We start from the raw sequence: 14,380 nt of genomic DNA, 5'->3' as shown, positions 1-14,380 counted from the left end.
CCGCCGGTGGGCGCGTCAGCCGGTAGACACGTCAGCCGGTAGGCGCGTCAGCCGGTGGGCTTCGGGGTCGAGAGGGCGCACGGGATCTCCATCGTCACCATGGTCGGCCCGCCGCCGGGGCTGCTGACCGCGAGGACGCCGTCGAAGGTGCCCAGGCGCCGCTCGACGCCGCTCAGACCGCCGCCCGGGGTGATCCGCGCGCCGCCCCGGCCGTCGTCGGTCACCGTGATGCGGAGCATGCCGTCCTCGTGGTGCACGTCGAGCCACATGCGTGTGGCGTCCGCGTGCTTCGCCGCGTTGGTCAGCACCTCGCTGACCGCGAAGTACGCGGCCGACTCGACGGGTTCGTCGGCGCGGCCGGGCAGGTCCACGTCCACCTCCACGGGCACCGGCATCCGCAGTGCCAGTGCGCGCACCGCGTCCCCCAGGCCGCGTTCGGCCAGGACCGGCGGATGGATGCCCCGGACCAGGTCGCGCAGCTCGGCCAGGGCCTGGGCGGAGTTCGTACGGGCCGCGGCGAGCAGCTCCTTGGCCTTGGCCGGGTCCTTCTCGATCAGGGCCTCCACGGTGCCCAGGCTCATGCCCATGGCGACGAGGCGGGCCTGGGCGCCGTCGTGCAGATCGCGCTCGATCCGGCGCAGCTCGGCGGCGGAGGTGTCCACGGCGTCGTGCCGGGTCTGGGTGAGCCGCTGCACCCGCTCCTCGAGCGCCATGTGCGGGGTCGGGTCCAGGAAGGCGCGCGAGAGCAGGAAGTGGCCGCGGAGCACGAGGGGGGAGACGACCAGGCCCAGGCAGAGGAAGCCGACGCCGAGCGGGACGGCCAGGAGGGCGGTGCCCCACGAGCCGATGGGGAGGAAGGCGTACCAGTAGGTGCCGCTCGCGTCCACGATCGGCTTCCACACCCCGGCGGCCATGACGAACCCCTCGACCCCGTAGGGCACGAAGACGAAGGCCAGCAGCGCGCTGACACATCCGGCGACCATGTCGACGACCAGCCACAGCAGATCCCGCCAGGTGGCCGGGTCCTTCAGCAGGAAGGCGCACAGCTCCACCTGCCCGGTGACGCCGGAGCGCCGGTCGGCGGGAAGCGAGCGGTACGGGATCTGGATCCGGACGTCGGCCCAGGTGGCGGCCAGCAGCCGGCGCCGATTGGCGTGCGCCCGTACCGCGCGGACCAGGGGCGGGGTGGTGAACACCCCGACGCCCAGCGGGATCAGGCAGATCGACACGACCAGCAGCGTGAAGAGCGTGATCGAACCCGCGAGCGTGAGGGGGACCAGCGCCAGTCCCCGCGCGCAGGCCAGCAGCGCCGTGCGTACCTTCATCCCGCGTCTCCCTCGGCGGTCGCGTCCGGCCGGCCCCTGATCGTCCGGCACGGTCAGTCAACACCCCCAGTCTGGCCGCGCCCCCTTCACCGGTCACGGGGGTGCGGCCCCGTTCCGGGGTGTACCTGGCACCACCTCCCCGCCGGGCCCTATGGCTCGGCGAAGGGGTGGCTGACCGGCTGGGGCGCGGTCCCGCGGATTCCTAGCGTCGTGGCATGACCTGTTCAGCCCGTACCTCAGGGGGAGAGACGCGATGAGTGCGACGAGAAAGGGCCTGGCCGTGCGGCTCGGCGGGTGGAGCACCCGCCACCGCAAGACCGCGATCATCGGATGGCTGCTGTTCGTCGTGGTCGTCGCCGTGGCCGGCGGTGTCTCGGGGTCCCGGCAGATGACCAATTCAGAGAACGGTGCGGGCGATTCCGCACGCGCCGAGAAGATCCTGGAGGACGCCGGCCTCCAGACCCCGGCCGGAGAGATGGTGATGCTGCGCAGCGACCGCCCGGACGGCTGGCGGGCCGCGGCCCGCGACCTCTCGGCGCGTCTGGAGCGGACGGGTGAGACGGCGCGCGTCCAGCCCCCGGTGCGCTCGGAGAGCGGACGGGAGGCACTGGTCACCTTCGAGTTGAGGGGCGACCCGGACACCGCCGGGGAGCGGGTGGGGCCGGTCGTCGACGCGGTGGAGCGGACCGAGGCGGCCCATCGGGGCATCGAGGTCTACGAGTTCGGCGACGCCACCGCCCAGCACATCCTCGACGGCATGCTGACCGACGACCTGAAGAAGGCCGAGCTGACCGCCGTACCGCTGGCGCTGGGCATTCTGCTGGTGGTCTTCGGGGCGCTGGTCGCCGCGCTGCTGCCGGTGCTGCTCGGGGTGACCGCCTGCGTCGGCACCTTCGGACTGCTCGCCTTCGCCAGCCGTGAGGTGCCCCTGTTCGACTCCACCAACTCGGTGATGTTCCTGGTGGGTCTGGCCGTCGGGGTCGACTACTCGCTGTTCTACCTGCGGCGTGAGCGCGATGAGCGGGCCGCGGGCCGGGACGCCGCGACCGCGCTGCGGATCGCGGCCGCCACCAGTGGCCGGGCGGTGCTGATCTCCGGGGTCACGGTCATCCTGGCCATGGCGGGGATGTTCCTGTCCGGGCTGATGCTGTTCAAGGGCTTCGCGGTGGCCACCATCCTGGTCGTCCTGATGGCGATGCTCGGCTCGGTGACCGTACTGCCCGCGACGCTGTCCTGGCTGGGCGACCGGATCGACGCCGGGCGGGTGCCGCTGCTGAACCGCCGCCGGAAGAAGAGCGCGCGGGCCGCCGGGGGCGTCTCCGGCCGGCTGATGCGGCCCGTTCTGGCCCGGCCGAAGCTGTTCGCCGCCGTGTCGGGCGCGCTGCTGCTGGTGCTGTGCGCACCCGCCCTCGGGATGAAGACCGAACAGCTCGGCCTGGAGAAGCAGTTCGGCTCCGACGCCGCGATCACCGTGGCGTACCAGGAGATCACCGGAGCGTTCCCCGGCGGCCCCGCCCCGGCCGAGGTGGTGCTGCGCTCCGGCGACATCGGCTCCCCCCGCTTCGCGGCGGCCGTGGCGGACCTCAAGAAGGAGCTCGCCGCGTCCGGGGAGTTCGGCAGGACGGTCGAGGTGGAGACGTACCGTACGCGGGGGGTGGCCCGGATCGAGGTGCCGCTGGCCGGGGACGGCGGGAACGCCACCTCCCGGCACGCCCTGGACACCCTCCAGGAGGACCTGGTCCCGAGGATTCTCGGACCGGTCTCCGACCAGGTCCACGTGGGCGGTGACCTCGCCGCGAACCGCGACTTCAACGACCAGCTGAAGACCGATATCGCACCGGTCTTCCTCTTCATCGCCGCCGTGACCTTCGTCCTGATGCTGCTCTGCTTCCGGTCGCTGCCGATCGCGATCGTCTCCATCCTGCTCAACCTGCTGTCGGTGGGCGCCGCGTACGGCACCATGACCGCCGTCTTCCAGCACGGCTGGGGCGCGGAGCTGCTGGGAACGGAACCGGCCGGGGCGATCGAGTCGTGGATGCCGCTGTTCGTCCTCGTCATCCTCTTCGGACTGTCGATGGACTACCACGTCTTCGTGGTCTCGCGGATCAGGGAGGCCCATGCACGGGGCCTCGCCACCCGGGACGCGATCCGCGAGGGCATCCGGACCACGGCGGGCCCGGTCACCGGCGCGGCCGCCATCATGGTCGTCGTGTTCGCGGTCTACGCCCTGCTGCGGATGCAGGACATGCAGCAGATGGGCGTCGGGCTCGCGGTGGCGGTGCTGGTGGACGCCACGCTGGTGCGGATGGTGCTGCTGCCCTCGGCGATGGCGCTGCTCGGCGAGCGCACCTGGTACCTGCCGCGCGCCCTGCGGCGGCTGCCCAGCGTCAGCCACGGCGAGGAGCCGGTGGAGCGACCCCGGCCGCCGCTGGTCGGGGCGGACCGGTGAGCGGGGGGCGCTGAGCGCGGGCCGTACGAACGCGGGCCGCACGGACACGTCCCGTACGAACACGTCCCGTACGAGCGCGGGCCGTACGGACACGTCCCGTACGAACACGTCCCGCACGAGCGCGCCCGCCGTGCCGGACCGGCTCCTGGCCGGCCCGGCACGGCGGGCGTCGCGTGGCGGATACGGGTCAGACCGTGGGCACGTACTTGTACCCGACGCGCCGCACCGTCACGATCGTGCCCCGGTGCTCGGGGCCCATCTTGCGGCGCAGCCGGGCCACATGGACATCGACGGTCCGGCCGTCGCCGACATGGCCGTACCCCCACACCGTGGTCACCAGCTGGTCGCGGGTGTGCACCCGGTGCGGATGGGCGACGAGATGGGTCAGCAGCTCGAACTCGAGATAGGTCAGGTCCAGCGGGCGTCCCGCGATCTGGGCGGTCCGCTGCTCGGGGTCTATCCGGATGAGCCCGTCACCCGTGGTCGCCGGTGACGCCTCCGAGGGCGCCGCGGCCTCGGGCTGCTGCCGGTCGGCCGGGACCAGCACCAGATAGCCGACCATCGGCGGATGGCCGGGGAGCGCGGGCACGGTGTGCGGGGGAGCGGGCAGCCAGGTGGCGCCGGGGTGCAGCAGATCGGCGACCGGCGGCACCTCGTCCGGTGCGACGGCTCGGAGCCGCTGGCGGGCCGCCGGGACGGACGGGGCGACGGGGGCGGACGACAGACTACGGACGTGCGTCATGGAGGTCAGCTCTTTCGCGCGAGAGGGCGTCAGTGGACGTCGTGCGCGCGGGCTGGGCGGCCGGGCGGAGAGATCAGCGGCCGAGCGAGCGGGCCCGCGCATCGGATGCGCGGCAACACTCGCGGTCGAAGTGGTGCGCCTGCCGGGACGGCCAGAACGGCTCGAGGTCGTATCGACCCGTCGCGAGGTGGTGGAGGCTGGCCATGCCCCCTATTGAAGCAGATACCGGGCCCGGGGCGCTCGGCCGCGGAGAACGAAGAAGTGCGACGATGCCCACGTTAAGAGGCCCCACGCGGGAGTGCCACAGGCCGCCGCGTACCCCTTGAGGAGCGCAAGCACATGCCGCATATCGTCGTCGAATACTCCGACACCCTGACCGACGCCTTCGACCGTCCCGGCTTCGGTGCCGCCCTGCACCCGGTGATCGCCAAGACCGTCGACACGGCGGTGGCGGGCTGCAAGACCCGCTTCCGGCGGGTGGAGGACGCGTTTCTGGCGGACGGCGCTCCGGGCCTCGCCATGATCCATGTCGAGGTGTCCATCCTGTCCGGGCGGGACGCCGAGACCAAGCGGGAGCTGTCCGCCGCCGTTCTGGAGGTGGCCCGCGCCCATGTGTCGCCCGTGCCGGGACTGACCGTGCAGACCACCGTCGATGTGCGCGATCTCGACCGTGACTGCTACCAGCAGCACGAGGTGGCGCATCCGGCCTGACGGACGCGTGCGGCCGCCCGCGGGGACGCGTTCCGCGACGTCCCCGCGGGCGGCCGGCCGGTCAGGAGTTGACCTGGGCCGACACCAGTGAGGAGAAGGTGGTCAGCCGGGTGTAGACACCGGGGTAGCCGGCCAGGGCGCAGCCGTTGCCCCAGGACGTGATGCCCGCCAGCTTGCCGTTGATGATCAGCGGGCCGCCGCTGTCGCCCTGACAGGTGTCCACGCCGCCCTGGGTGTACCCGGCGCAGACCATGTCGGAGGCTATGTAGTCGGAGCCGTACGAGCTGCTGCAGCTGGAGTCGGACACGGTCGGGACGGTGGCCGTGCGCAGCTGGTTGGAGGAGGAGCCGCCGGACCTGGTGGTGCCCCAGCCGAGGATGCGGGCGGTGGTGCCCGCGGCGTACACCCCGGTCTCGGAGGACGACACGTACGGCAGCGTGGTGTACGGCATGGACGTGGAGAGCGTCAGCACGGCCACGTCGTCGCCGTTGGTGGCGTCGCTGTACGACGGGTTGATCCAGATCTTGCTGACTCTGCTCACCGTGCCGTTGGTGCCGTTGAGGTAGGTGCGGCCGCCGACCACCCGGACGCTGCTGGTGGTCTCGCCCACCATGCAGTGGGCCGCGGTCACGACCTTGGTCGGCGAGACCAGCGTGCCGCCGCAGAACTGGTTCTGCGAGGCGTCGGTGATCTGCATGACGTACGGGTACGCGGTGGTCGTGGTCGTCGAACCGCCCACGATGGGCTGCGGAGCGGCCTGCGCGGTGCCGGTCAGCACACCGGCGAGGGAGGCGGCCGTGGCGACGGCGGCGGCGGCGAGCGCGGCGCGGCGGGGGAGCTTGAAGAACATGCTTCTCTCCAGGGCTTCGAGGAGTGGGGGAAACCGGAACCGGAAGCGGAGCACAGTCGGCCGGCGACGTGGCCCGTCGCCGACGGCGGCTACACGCTAAGAGCCGTCCGCCACCCGCCCAATGAGGGTCGGCCCTCGATCGGGGCCATAGGGAAAACCCCCTATGCCCCGTCGGTAAACCCGTTTCACACGGCCGTTACCCGTGCGGTCGCGCCACCCTCGCATCCCTCGTCCCTCATCGCGCCCTCACGCGCCGCCGCATCTCATCGCGGCACATTGCGGCACATCGGGGCCTCGGGGCCGCGCGGCCGCCGCGCGTCCTCACGCGCCGCCGTCCGTCGCGAGTCTGACGATGTCGACCCGCGATCGGATCCCCAGTTTTCGATAGACCCGCGTCAGCGTCGCCTCGACGGTCTTGACGCTGATGAACAGCCGGGCGGCGATCTCCCGGTTGGTCGCCCCCTCCAGGACGAGCGTGGCGACCCGGCGCTCGGTCTCGGCGAGGGTGTCCAACAGCCGTGGCCGCGCCGTCACACCGGCCGCGGGCGGCGCCGACCCGGCCGGTACGGCGGCGAGTTCGGCCGTCGTCCGCTCCAGCCAGGGGTGGGCGCGGGCGCGCCGGAAGACCCGGGCCGCCGCCTCCAGGGCGGTACGGGCCGCCGCCACCTCCCCACGGCCCAGTTCCACCCGGGCCAGCGCCAGTGCGCAGCGCCCCTCCTCGACCCGGTAGCCGAGCCCGCCGAGTCGGCCGCCCGCCGCGCGCAGCGCGCCCGCCGCCTTTCCCGGATCGCCGTGCGCGGCCGTCACCATCGCCTGCGCGCGGGCCAGCACGGCCAGCACCCCGCCGCGCCCCAGCCGGGTCGCCGACGCCCGGGTGGACTCGATCACCTGGGCGGCCTCCGCGAGTTGGCCGGTGCCCACCAGGGCCTCGGCCAGATCGCCCTGCCAGCGGCCGCGCGCCGGGTCCATCACGCCCTGCCCGCGCTCCAGTTCCCGTACCCGCCGCAGCGCCGTCACCGCGCCCTCGGCGTCGCCGCACACCAGCCGGGCGTGGCCCAGCGCGTACAGATGGCGGGCGAGGTAGAGCAGATCGCCGTCCTCCTCGGCGCTGTGCACCGCCTCCTGGGCCAGCGTCAGGGCGCGTGCCACGCTGCCGCCCGCCGCCTCCGCGAGCGCCGTGAGCTGGAGGGCGGGGCCCTCGCCGATCCCGGCGTCGCGCGCCAGCCGCAGGCTGCGGTGGGCCAGTTCGAGGGCGTGGGCGCAGCGGCCGGCCCGCAGCTCCGTCTCGGCGAGCCCGCGCAGGAACAGGATGCGGCTCTCCACGGCCCCGCTCCGCTCGGCCAGCCGGACCAGCGTTCCGACGACGGCCCGCGCCTCGTCCAGCCGGTCGCTCATCAGCAGGCAGCGGAAGCGGGTGTGACCGGGGCCGTTGTGGTCGCGGGCCACGTGCGGGTCCTGGGGCTCGGCGAGGGCTCTGGCCAGGGTCTGTTCGGCGTCCCGGTGGCCCATCAGTGTCTCGGCCAGCGCCTGGAAGGACAGCGCGAGCAGCTCGGTGCGGCGGTCTTCGGCGAGGGCCGCGAGCCGCGCGGCCTCGGCGGCCTCGGCACGGGCCCGCGGCAGCGAGCCGAGGACCAGCAGGGCCCGCCAGGACAGTTGGTAGTGCAGCGGCGCCAGCAGCCGCGGATCGCCGTCCGCGTCGGCGAGCGCCTGCGGGAAGACGTCGTCCACGTCCGCCATGGCCTGCCCGGCGGAGTCGATCACGGCGATCCAGGCGCGCACCCGGTCGGCGGGGCGTACGGACTCGGCGAGCACCTCGTGCGCGATGCCGCGGGCCACCTCCGGTTCGCCCGCGACCAGCGCGTCCTCGGCCGCCACCAGCCGCCGGGCGTGGGCGGCGGGCGCCGCCTCGGACGGGGTGCGGTCGGCGGCGAGCAACCCGAGCCGGGCGGCCGCCGCGGGCGCCCCGCGCTCCCGGGCCACGGCGGCCGCCCCGGCGAGGGTGCGGGCCACCCGCTCGTCGCGGCCGGGGGCGGCCAGCGCCAGATGGCGGGCCCGCTCGATGAGGTCGGTGGAGGCGGCGGCGAGGGCGGCGTGCGCACCGCGCCGTTCGCGGGGCCCGGCGGCGGCGTACAGGGTGGCGGAGACCAGCGGATGCGTGAACCGCACCACCGGCTCCGTCTCGCCGTCCACGAGGCCCAGTGCGGCGGCCTCGGCCAGCTCCGCCTCGGCGTCCGGGCGTCCGGCCGCCCGCAGCAGCGCGAGGGTGGGGCGGGCGGCGGCGCTCGCCAGCAGCAGGGTCTCCCGGGTGCCGGCGGCGGGGGCGCGCAGCCGGTCGAGGACCAGGGCGCGCAGCCCGGTGGGCACCGGGAGGGGGTCGCAGGGGCGCGGCAGGGTCCCCGACTCGGCCAGGGCGCGGCTCAGTTCGAGGGCGTAGAAGGGATTGCCCGCGCTGGTGCGATGGATCTCCCGGACCACGGAACCGGGCAGGTCCGCGGGTCTTCCGTGGCGTCGCGCCGAGAGCAGCGCGGCCGTCTGCGGATAGGTGAGCGGGGGGACGGGCAGGACGAGCGCGGGCGGAGGTAACGCGCGTAGAAAGTGGTCGATGCCGTCCGTCTCCGCTGCGAGGTGGCCGAGGGGCCGGCCGAAGGAGCGGTCCAGGGGGCGGCTGCGGGGGTGGTCCGGGGAGTGCTGCCCGGCGTCCGTCGGCGGGTCCGGGGCGACGCGGTCCGTCCCGGGGGCGCCGGTCCGTACCGCCGCGATCATCCGCAGCGGCAGTCCGCCCGTCCGGCGGGCCGCGAACGCCAGCAACTCCCGGCTGGGCGCGTCCATCCACTGGAGATCGTCGGCCACCAGCAGTACCGGCGCCCGCCCGGCCAGCGTCCGGAGCACCGACAGCACGGCCAGCCGCAGCGCCAGTCCGTCGTGGTGGTCGGCCGGGCCGCGCCGCCCGGTGAGCGCCGCGTCCAGGACCGCGCGCTGCGCGGCGGGCAGCGCGTCGGACGCCTCGTCGGCCACCGGTCCCAGCAGATCGATGAGGGACAGGAACGGCAGTTGACTCTCCGACTCGGTCGGTGAGCAGCGCAGCACGAGCCGCCGCCCGCCGTCCGCGCCCTCGGCGGCGAGCGCCCGCAGCACGGTGGACTTGCCGATCCCGGCGGGGCCGGGAAGCAGCAGGCTGCCGCCCCGGGCCAGCTGTTCACGCCCTCGTGCCAGCAGCTCACCGCGTCCGACCACGGGTTCCGGCTGTTCGCCGTACCGCTCCACGGGCCTCGCCCCCTCCCCTGCCTCCTGTGCGCGTGCCCGTACGGCGGCCGACGGCGAACCGTACGCCATCGACCACGAATCCGACATCTACCTATAAACCAAGGCGAGGCGCACAATGGTGGTGCGGTGTTTTTACCGCACTGCGCGGTCAGACTTGCATGGATCGAAGGAGGCGAGTCGAATGGCCGACGTCTCACGTGCGAGAGGTGATCTTACGGGCCACCCCGACGTGTCCGAGATGCGGGAGCGCTACGCCCGCATGATGGACGCGCGGGACGTTGTCTTCCTCGACGGGCCGGTGCTTCTCGCCGGTCTGTACTTCGCCATCTCTCCATGGGTGGTGCACTTCTCGGGCACCAGCCCCAACCTCATGGTCAACAACCTCATTCTCGGTGTCACCGTCGCCCTGCTGGGGCTCGGACTCACCACGGCACCGAGGAGGATGTACAGCCTGTGCTGGGCCATGTCCGCGATCGGTGTGTGGATGATCATCTCCCCCTGGGTGGTCGCCCGGGGTCCTGATGCCGGGATGATCGTGAACAATGTCGTCGTCGGCGCTATCACCTGCCTGTTCGGGCTGATCGCAGCCGGCATGGTGATGCGGAAGGGCAGGGAGACCTGACCGGACGCTGACACCACCCCACCGCCGCATATCGGCGAAGGCCGCCCGCCGTACGACCCCGAGGGGCGTACGGCGGACGGCCTTGGTGCGGCCGGTCCCGGACGATCGCGTGCGGCCGGTCCCGGATGATCCCCGTGCGGCCGGTCTCAGCCGATCGGCTCGGGCAGCGGGACCACGTCGTAGGCGCATTCGATGGTCTCGCCGGTGGCCGGGTCGCCCAGCTCCACCCGCCACCGCTCGGCGAACTGGTCCACGCCCTCGGCCATCGGGATGGTGCCGGAGATCAGCACGGTCCCGGGCACCAGGTCACCGCGTTCGCGCAGCACCTCGACCCAGTAGGCGGGCGGCAGCAGCTCGGCCAGGGTGCCGCTCTGCACCTCCGTCTCGGTGCCGTCGTGGGTGACCCAGGCGCGGAGGGTCAGATCGTCGAGGCGGGGTGCCACATCGGCCAGCCGCCAGGCGCGGGCGGCGAGCACATCGGGGGCCGCGTTCTTGCTCCAGGCCACGCCGTGGACCTCCAGGGCCCGGTCGGTGTGGTCGCAGGCGGCCGTCAGCAGCAGCTCTCCGTCCGCGGCCACGACCAGCGCCCACTCGGCCTCGCCCGAGGTGCGGGCGTGCTGGACGCTGACCCGGCCGGTCTGCTGGGCGAGGTAGGGGGAGACCGGGTAGAGGGCGGGCGTCACGGAGGGTGCGGGCACGCCCAGCTCGGCGAGCTCGGCGACATGGGCGGCCACGTCCTCCTGGCTGCGTCCGGCGTAGCCCGCGTTGAGCACCTGGGTGACCCGCACCTGCTGGAGGGAGCCATCGGGGAGCTCGAAGGTGAGCGAGGGCTGGACGGGCTGTGAGGGCTGCGACGGCTGCGTGGTCATGGGTGGTGCTCTCCAAGGCGCGATGGGGCGATGTGCGGTGGCTGCGGGGTCGAGTGCGGTTTCTACGGTTTCTGCGGTTGCCGTGGTTTCCGTGGTTTCGAAGCGGTTAACTTCCTCCGGAAGGGTTGCGCATACGCTTGGTATACAACAAGTATGCCGGAAGGTCGAGCGCTTACCCTGGCCCCTCACCGCACCACCCCCGTCAACCTCACGCACCACCTCGAGGACGGAACATGCAGCACACCGCATCCAGCGCACCGCCGCCCCGGGCCGACCGGTCCGGGGTTCGCCGCGCCTTCGTCGCCAGCCTCACCGGCACCGCCCTGGAGTGGTACGACTTCGCCGTCTACTCCGCCGCCGCGGCGCTGGTCTTCGGCGACCTCTTCTTCCCCTCCAAGGACCCCTTCACCGGCACTCTGCTGGCGTTCTCCACCTACGCCGTCGGCTATGTCTCCCGGCCGCTGGGCGGCTTCGTCTTCGGCCGGCTCGGCGATGTCATCGGCCGCAAGAAGGTGCTCATCGCGACGCTCGTGCTCATCGGCGCCGCCACACTGCTGATCGGGCTGCTCCCCACCTACGCCACGGTCGGCGTCGCGGCCCCGGCCGCGCTGGTGCTGCTGCGCTTCGCGCAGGGCGTCGGCGTCGGCGGTGAGTGGGGCGGTGCGGTGCTGCTGTCCAGCGAGTTCGGCGATCCGCGGCGGCGTGGCTTCTACGCCTCCGCCGCACAGATCGGCCCTCCGGCGGGCAATCTGCTGGCCAACGGCGTCCTGGCCGGGCTGGGCGCGGCGCTGACGGAGGACCAGTTCATCAGCTGGGGCTGGCGGGTGGCGTTCCTGCTCTCCGGTGCCCTGGTGGTGTTCGGCCTGTGGATCCGCGCCAAACTGGAGGAAACGCCGGTCTTCAAGGCCATGGAGGCCGCGCAGGACCGGCCGGAGGCACCGCTGCGCGAGGTGTTCACCACCCAGCCGAGGGCGCTGACCGCCGCGATCCTCAGCCGGGTCGCCCCCGATGTGCTGTACGCGATGTTCACCGTCTTCGTCCTCACCTACGCCACCGAGGAACTCGGCATGTCACGGGGGTCGGCGCTGACCGCCGTGCTGATCGGCTCCTCGTTGCAGATCGTGCTCATCCCCCTGGCCGGGGCGCTCTCGGACCGCGTCAACCGGCGGCTGCTGTACGGGGGCGCCGCCGTGGCCGCCGGTGTCTGGCCGTTCCTGTTCTTCCCCCTGGTCGCCGGTGGCAATTGGGCGCTGCTCACCCTCGGGGTCATCGGCGCGCTGGTGATCCACTCGCTGATGTACGGGCCGCAGGCGGCCTTCATCGCCGAGCAGTTCTCCCCGCGGCTGCGCTACACCGGCTCCTCGCTCGCCTACACCCTGGCCGGGATCATCGGCGGTGCGATCGCGCCGCTGCTCTTCACCACGCTGCTCGGGACCTATCACGCATGGGTGCCGCTGGCGCTCTACATCGCCGTCACGGCCGCCGTCACCGTCGTCGGACTGTGTCTGGGCCGCGACGCGTCCGGTGCTCAGCGGGAGGAACCGGAGCCGCTGTCCGCCGGGGACCGCCCCTCCGCCACGGTCGGCTGAAGCCGGGCCGGGCCGGGTCGGGCCGGTCGACCCGGTCCGGCCGGGGCGGAACTCGATCTCCGCCACGTGGCGCCGGACGGCGCATAGTGGACCCAACAACCCATGGAAGAGAGGCCGCACCCCTGATGCGCATCGCACTGAGCCAGATCACCACCGGTCCGGAGCCGGAGCAGAACCTGGCCCTCCTGCGCGAGCAGACGGACCGCGCGGCGGAGGCCGGCGCCCGTCTGGTGGTGTTCCCCGAAGCGGCGATGGCCTGCTTCGGCATCCCGCTGAAACCGGTCGCCGAACCGCTGGACGGCCCCTGGGCCACCGAGGTCCGGCAGATCGCGAAGGATGCCGGGCTGGTGGTCGTGGCCGGGATGTTCACCCCGGCGCCGGACGGCCGGGTGACCAACACCCTGCTGGCCACCGGCCCGGGAGTGGAGACCTCCTACGACAAGATCCATCTGTATGACGCCTTCGGTTTCGCCGAGTCCAAGACGGTGGCCCCGGGCTCGGAGGTGGTGACCTTCGACCTCGACGGGGTCCGGATCGGCCTGGCCACCTGCTACGACGTACGGTTCCCCGAGCTCTTCCGGGCGCACGCCGACGCGGGTGCGGTGCTCTCGGTGCTGCCCGCCTCCTGGGGCGCGGGCCCCGGTAAGCGCGAGCAGTGGGAACTGCTGACCCGGGCGCGGGCGCTCGACGCCACCGTATGGCTGGCCGCCGTGGGCCAGGCCGACCCGGCGGCGTCCGGCCGGACCGCCGCGACCTCCGCCCCCACCGGTATCGGCCACAGCGCCCTGATCGGCCCGGACGGCACCGTACGGGAGCGGCTGGACGCGGGACCGGGGCTGCTGGTGGGGGAGGTGGACACCGAGGAGGTCACCGCCGTACGGCGCAGCGTGGCCGTCCTGGACAACCGCAGGCTGGGCGTACGGCCATGAGCGGCACCGGCGGGGCCAAACCCGAACTCGAGTTCCACCTGCCCTCCGCGCCCTGGCGACGGCCGCCGGGCGCGGTCCCCGGAGTCAGCGAACAGATCCTGGCCGTGGACGGGAGCGGCACCCACACCACCGCCCTGGTGCGCTGGGAGCCGGGGACGGACACCTCCCCGTCCGGGGTCGTCCGCCACGACGGCTGGGAGGAGGTCTATCTCCTCGAGGGCAGCATGCGCGATCTGACGCTGGGGGAGACCTTCTCCCGCGGCTTCTACACCTGCCGGCCACCGGGGATGCCCCACGGCCCCTGGGTCTCCGAGGAGGGCGTCACCATGCTGGTGATCACCTATCCGGAGGTGGCGGCCGGGCGCTGACTCACCCGGCGAGCAGCACCTTCAGCGTGGTCTCCAGATGGCAGCTGATCGCGGCCCGCGCCGCCGCCACGTCGCCGGAGGCCACCGCGTCCAGGATCGCCTGGTGCTCCACCAGCACCGCCTCCTGGCGGCCGGTCTGGTTGAACAGGGCCACCACGCCCGCCCGGATCTGCCGGCTGCGCAGTCCGTCGTAGTGCCGGTTGAGGAGTTCATTGCCCACCGCGGCGACCATGGTCGCGTGGAAGAGGTGGTCGACGGCGATGAACTCCTTGGCCTGCTCCGGCCCCATCAGCCCACGCTGCCGCTCCAGCAGCTCCGCCAGCTTCCCGACCGGCACCGTGCCCGCCTCGATGGTCTGCTCGGCGGCATGGCGCTCGACGATCCCGCGCAGCTCCATCAGTTCGGTGATCTCCCGGCCGGAGAGCGGGGCGATATGCGCGCCCCGCTTGGGGACCAGCTGGACCAGGTCCTCGGCCGCCAGCAGGAGCAGGGCCTCGCGGATCGGGGTCCGGGAGATGCCGATCCGGTCGGCGATCTCCTGCTCGGTGAGGAACCTGCCCTGCATGTCGGGATCGGTCAGCACGGTCTCCTTGAGGAACGCGTACGCCTTTTCTCGTCCGGACTGCGCTGGCACTGGGCCCCCATGCTGCTTCGCATACAAC

Annotated in this window: 12 protein-coding genes; 6 read left to right on the top strand and 6 right to left on the bottom strand. The window is 73.0% G+C overall.

Translation table 11 applies throughout. The features are described from left to right. Positions 1–47: 47 nt before the first annotated feature. The gene (locus N6H00_RS11855) at positions 48–1,325 is read right to left on the bottom strand and encodes a sensor histidine kinase (protein WP_268971600.1); all 1,278 of its coding nucleotides are present in this window, start codon (positions 1,323–1,325) and stop codon (positions 48–50) included. A gap of 253 nt (positions 1,326–1,578) precedes the next feature. Here N6H00_RS11855 and N6H00_RS11850 point away from each other — a divergent pair, with 253 nt between their 5' ends. Continuing rightward, positions 1,579–3,774, top strand: a complete 2,196-nt coding sequence (locus N6H00_RS11850; RefSeq protein ID WP_268971599.1) for an MMPL family transporter — start codon at positions 1,579–1,581, stop codon at positions 3,772–3,774. A 187-nt stretch (positions 3,775–3,961) separates the two neighbouring features. Here the strand turns inward: N6H00_RS11850 and N6H00_RS11845 are convergent, their stop codons facing one another. After that, positions 3,962–4,516, bottom strand: a complete 555-nt coding sequence (locus N6H00_RS11845; RefSeq protein ID WP_268971598.1) for a winged helix-turn-helix domain-containing protein — start codon at positions 4,514–4,516, stop codon at positions 3,962–3,964. Positions 4,517–4,855: 339 nt separating this feature from the next. Here N6H00_RS11845 and N6H00_RS11840 point away from each other — a divergent pair, with 339 nt between their 5' ends. Next, entirely contained in the window at positions 4,856–5,227 is a 372-nt protein-coding gene (locus tag N6H00_RS11840; RefSeq protein WP_268971597.1) for a 5-carboxymethyl-2-hydroxymuconate Delta-isomerase, read from the top strand. A gap of 61 nt (positions 5,228–5,288) precedes the next feature. On the opposite strand, the gene N6H00_RS11835 is transcribed toward N6H00_RS11840, so the two are convergent. Together N6H00_RS11835 and N6H00_RS11830 are read right to left on the bottom strand one after the other, a co-directional pair. Then, positions 5,289–6,077, bottom strand: a complete 789-nt coding sequence (locus N6H00_RS11835) for a S1 family peptidase (RefSeq protein ID WP_268971594.1) — start codon at positions 6,075–6,077, stop codon at positions 5,289–5,291. A gap of 321 nt (positions 6,078–6,398) precedes the next feature. Beyond that, positions 6,399–9,428, bottom strand: a complete 3,030-nt coding sequence (locus tag N6H00_RS11830) for a helix-turn-helix transcriptional regulator (protein ID WP_268971593.1) — start codon at positions 9,426–9,428, stop codon at positions 6,399–6,401. A gap of 94 nt (positions 9,429–9,522) precedes the next feature. On the opposite strand from N6H00_RS11830, the gene N6H00_RS11825 reads away from it, so the two are divergent. Next, entirely contained in the window at positions 9,523–9,963 is a 441-nt protein-coding gene (locus tag N6H00_RS11825; protein ID WP_268971592.1) for an SPW repeat protein, read from the top strand. Positions 9,964–10,109: 146 nt separating this feature from the next. Here the strand turns inward: N6H00_RS11825 and N6H00_RS11820 are convergent, their stop codons facing one another. Next, complete coding sequence (locus N6H00_RS11820) at positions 10,110–10,832, bottom strand: DUF2848 domain-containing protein (protein ID WP_268971591.1); 723 nt, start codon at positions 10,830–10,832, stop codon at positions 10,110–10,112. 233 nt (positions 10,833–11,065) lie between these two features. Between N6H00_RS11820 and N6H00_RS11815 the strand changes: the two genes are divergently transcribed. The 3 genes from N6H00_RS11815 (at position 11,066) to N6H00_RS11805 (ending at position 13,718) form a co-directional block, all read left to right on the top strand. Then, complete coding sequence (locus N6H00_RS11815; RefSeq protein ID WP_268971590.1) at positions 11,066–12,421, top strand: MFS transporter; 1,356 nt, start codon at positions 11,066–11,068, stop codon at positions 12,419–12,421. A 125-nt stretch (positions 12,422–12,546) separates the two neighbouring features. After that, positions 12,547–13,350 (top strand): carbon-nitrogen hydrolase family protein, encoded by an 804-nt coding sequence (locus tag N6H00_RS11810; RefSeq protein WP_268971589.1) that lies wholly within the window; start codon positions 12,547–12,549, stop codon positions 13,348–13,350. Next, positions 13,347–13,718, top strand: coding sequence for a cupin domain-containing protein (locus N6H00_RS11805; RefSeq protein WP_268971588.1), 372 nt, complete (start codon positions 13,347–13,349; stop codon positions 13,716–13,718). The genes N6H00_RS11810 and N6H00_RS11805 overlap by 4 nt, the downstream gene beginning before the upstream one ends. A gap of 1 nt (position 13,719) precedes the next feature. Here N6H00_RS11805 and N6H00_RS11800 read toward each other — a convergent pair whose 3' ends face one another. Beyond that, the gene (locus N6H00_RS11800; protein ID WP_268971587.1) at positions 13,720–14,352 is read right to left on the bottom strand and encodes a GntR family transcriptional regulator; all 633 of its coding nucleotides are present in this window, start codon (positions 14,350–14,352) and stop codon (positions 13,720–13,722) included. Positions 14,353–14,380 lie beyond the last annotated feature (28 nt).

The sequence above is a fragment of the Streptomyces sp. S465 genome, assembly GCF_026898115.1.
GTDB classification, from domain to species: Bacteria; Actinomycetota; Actinomycetes; order Streptomycetales; family Streptomycetaceae; genus Streptomyces; species Streptomyces luomodiensis.
Note: the sequence above shows the minus strand (reverse complement) of the source record. Positions and strands in the feature narration are given on the sequence as shown.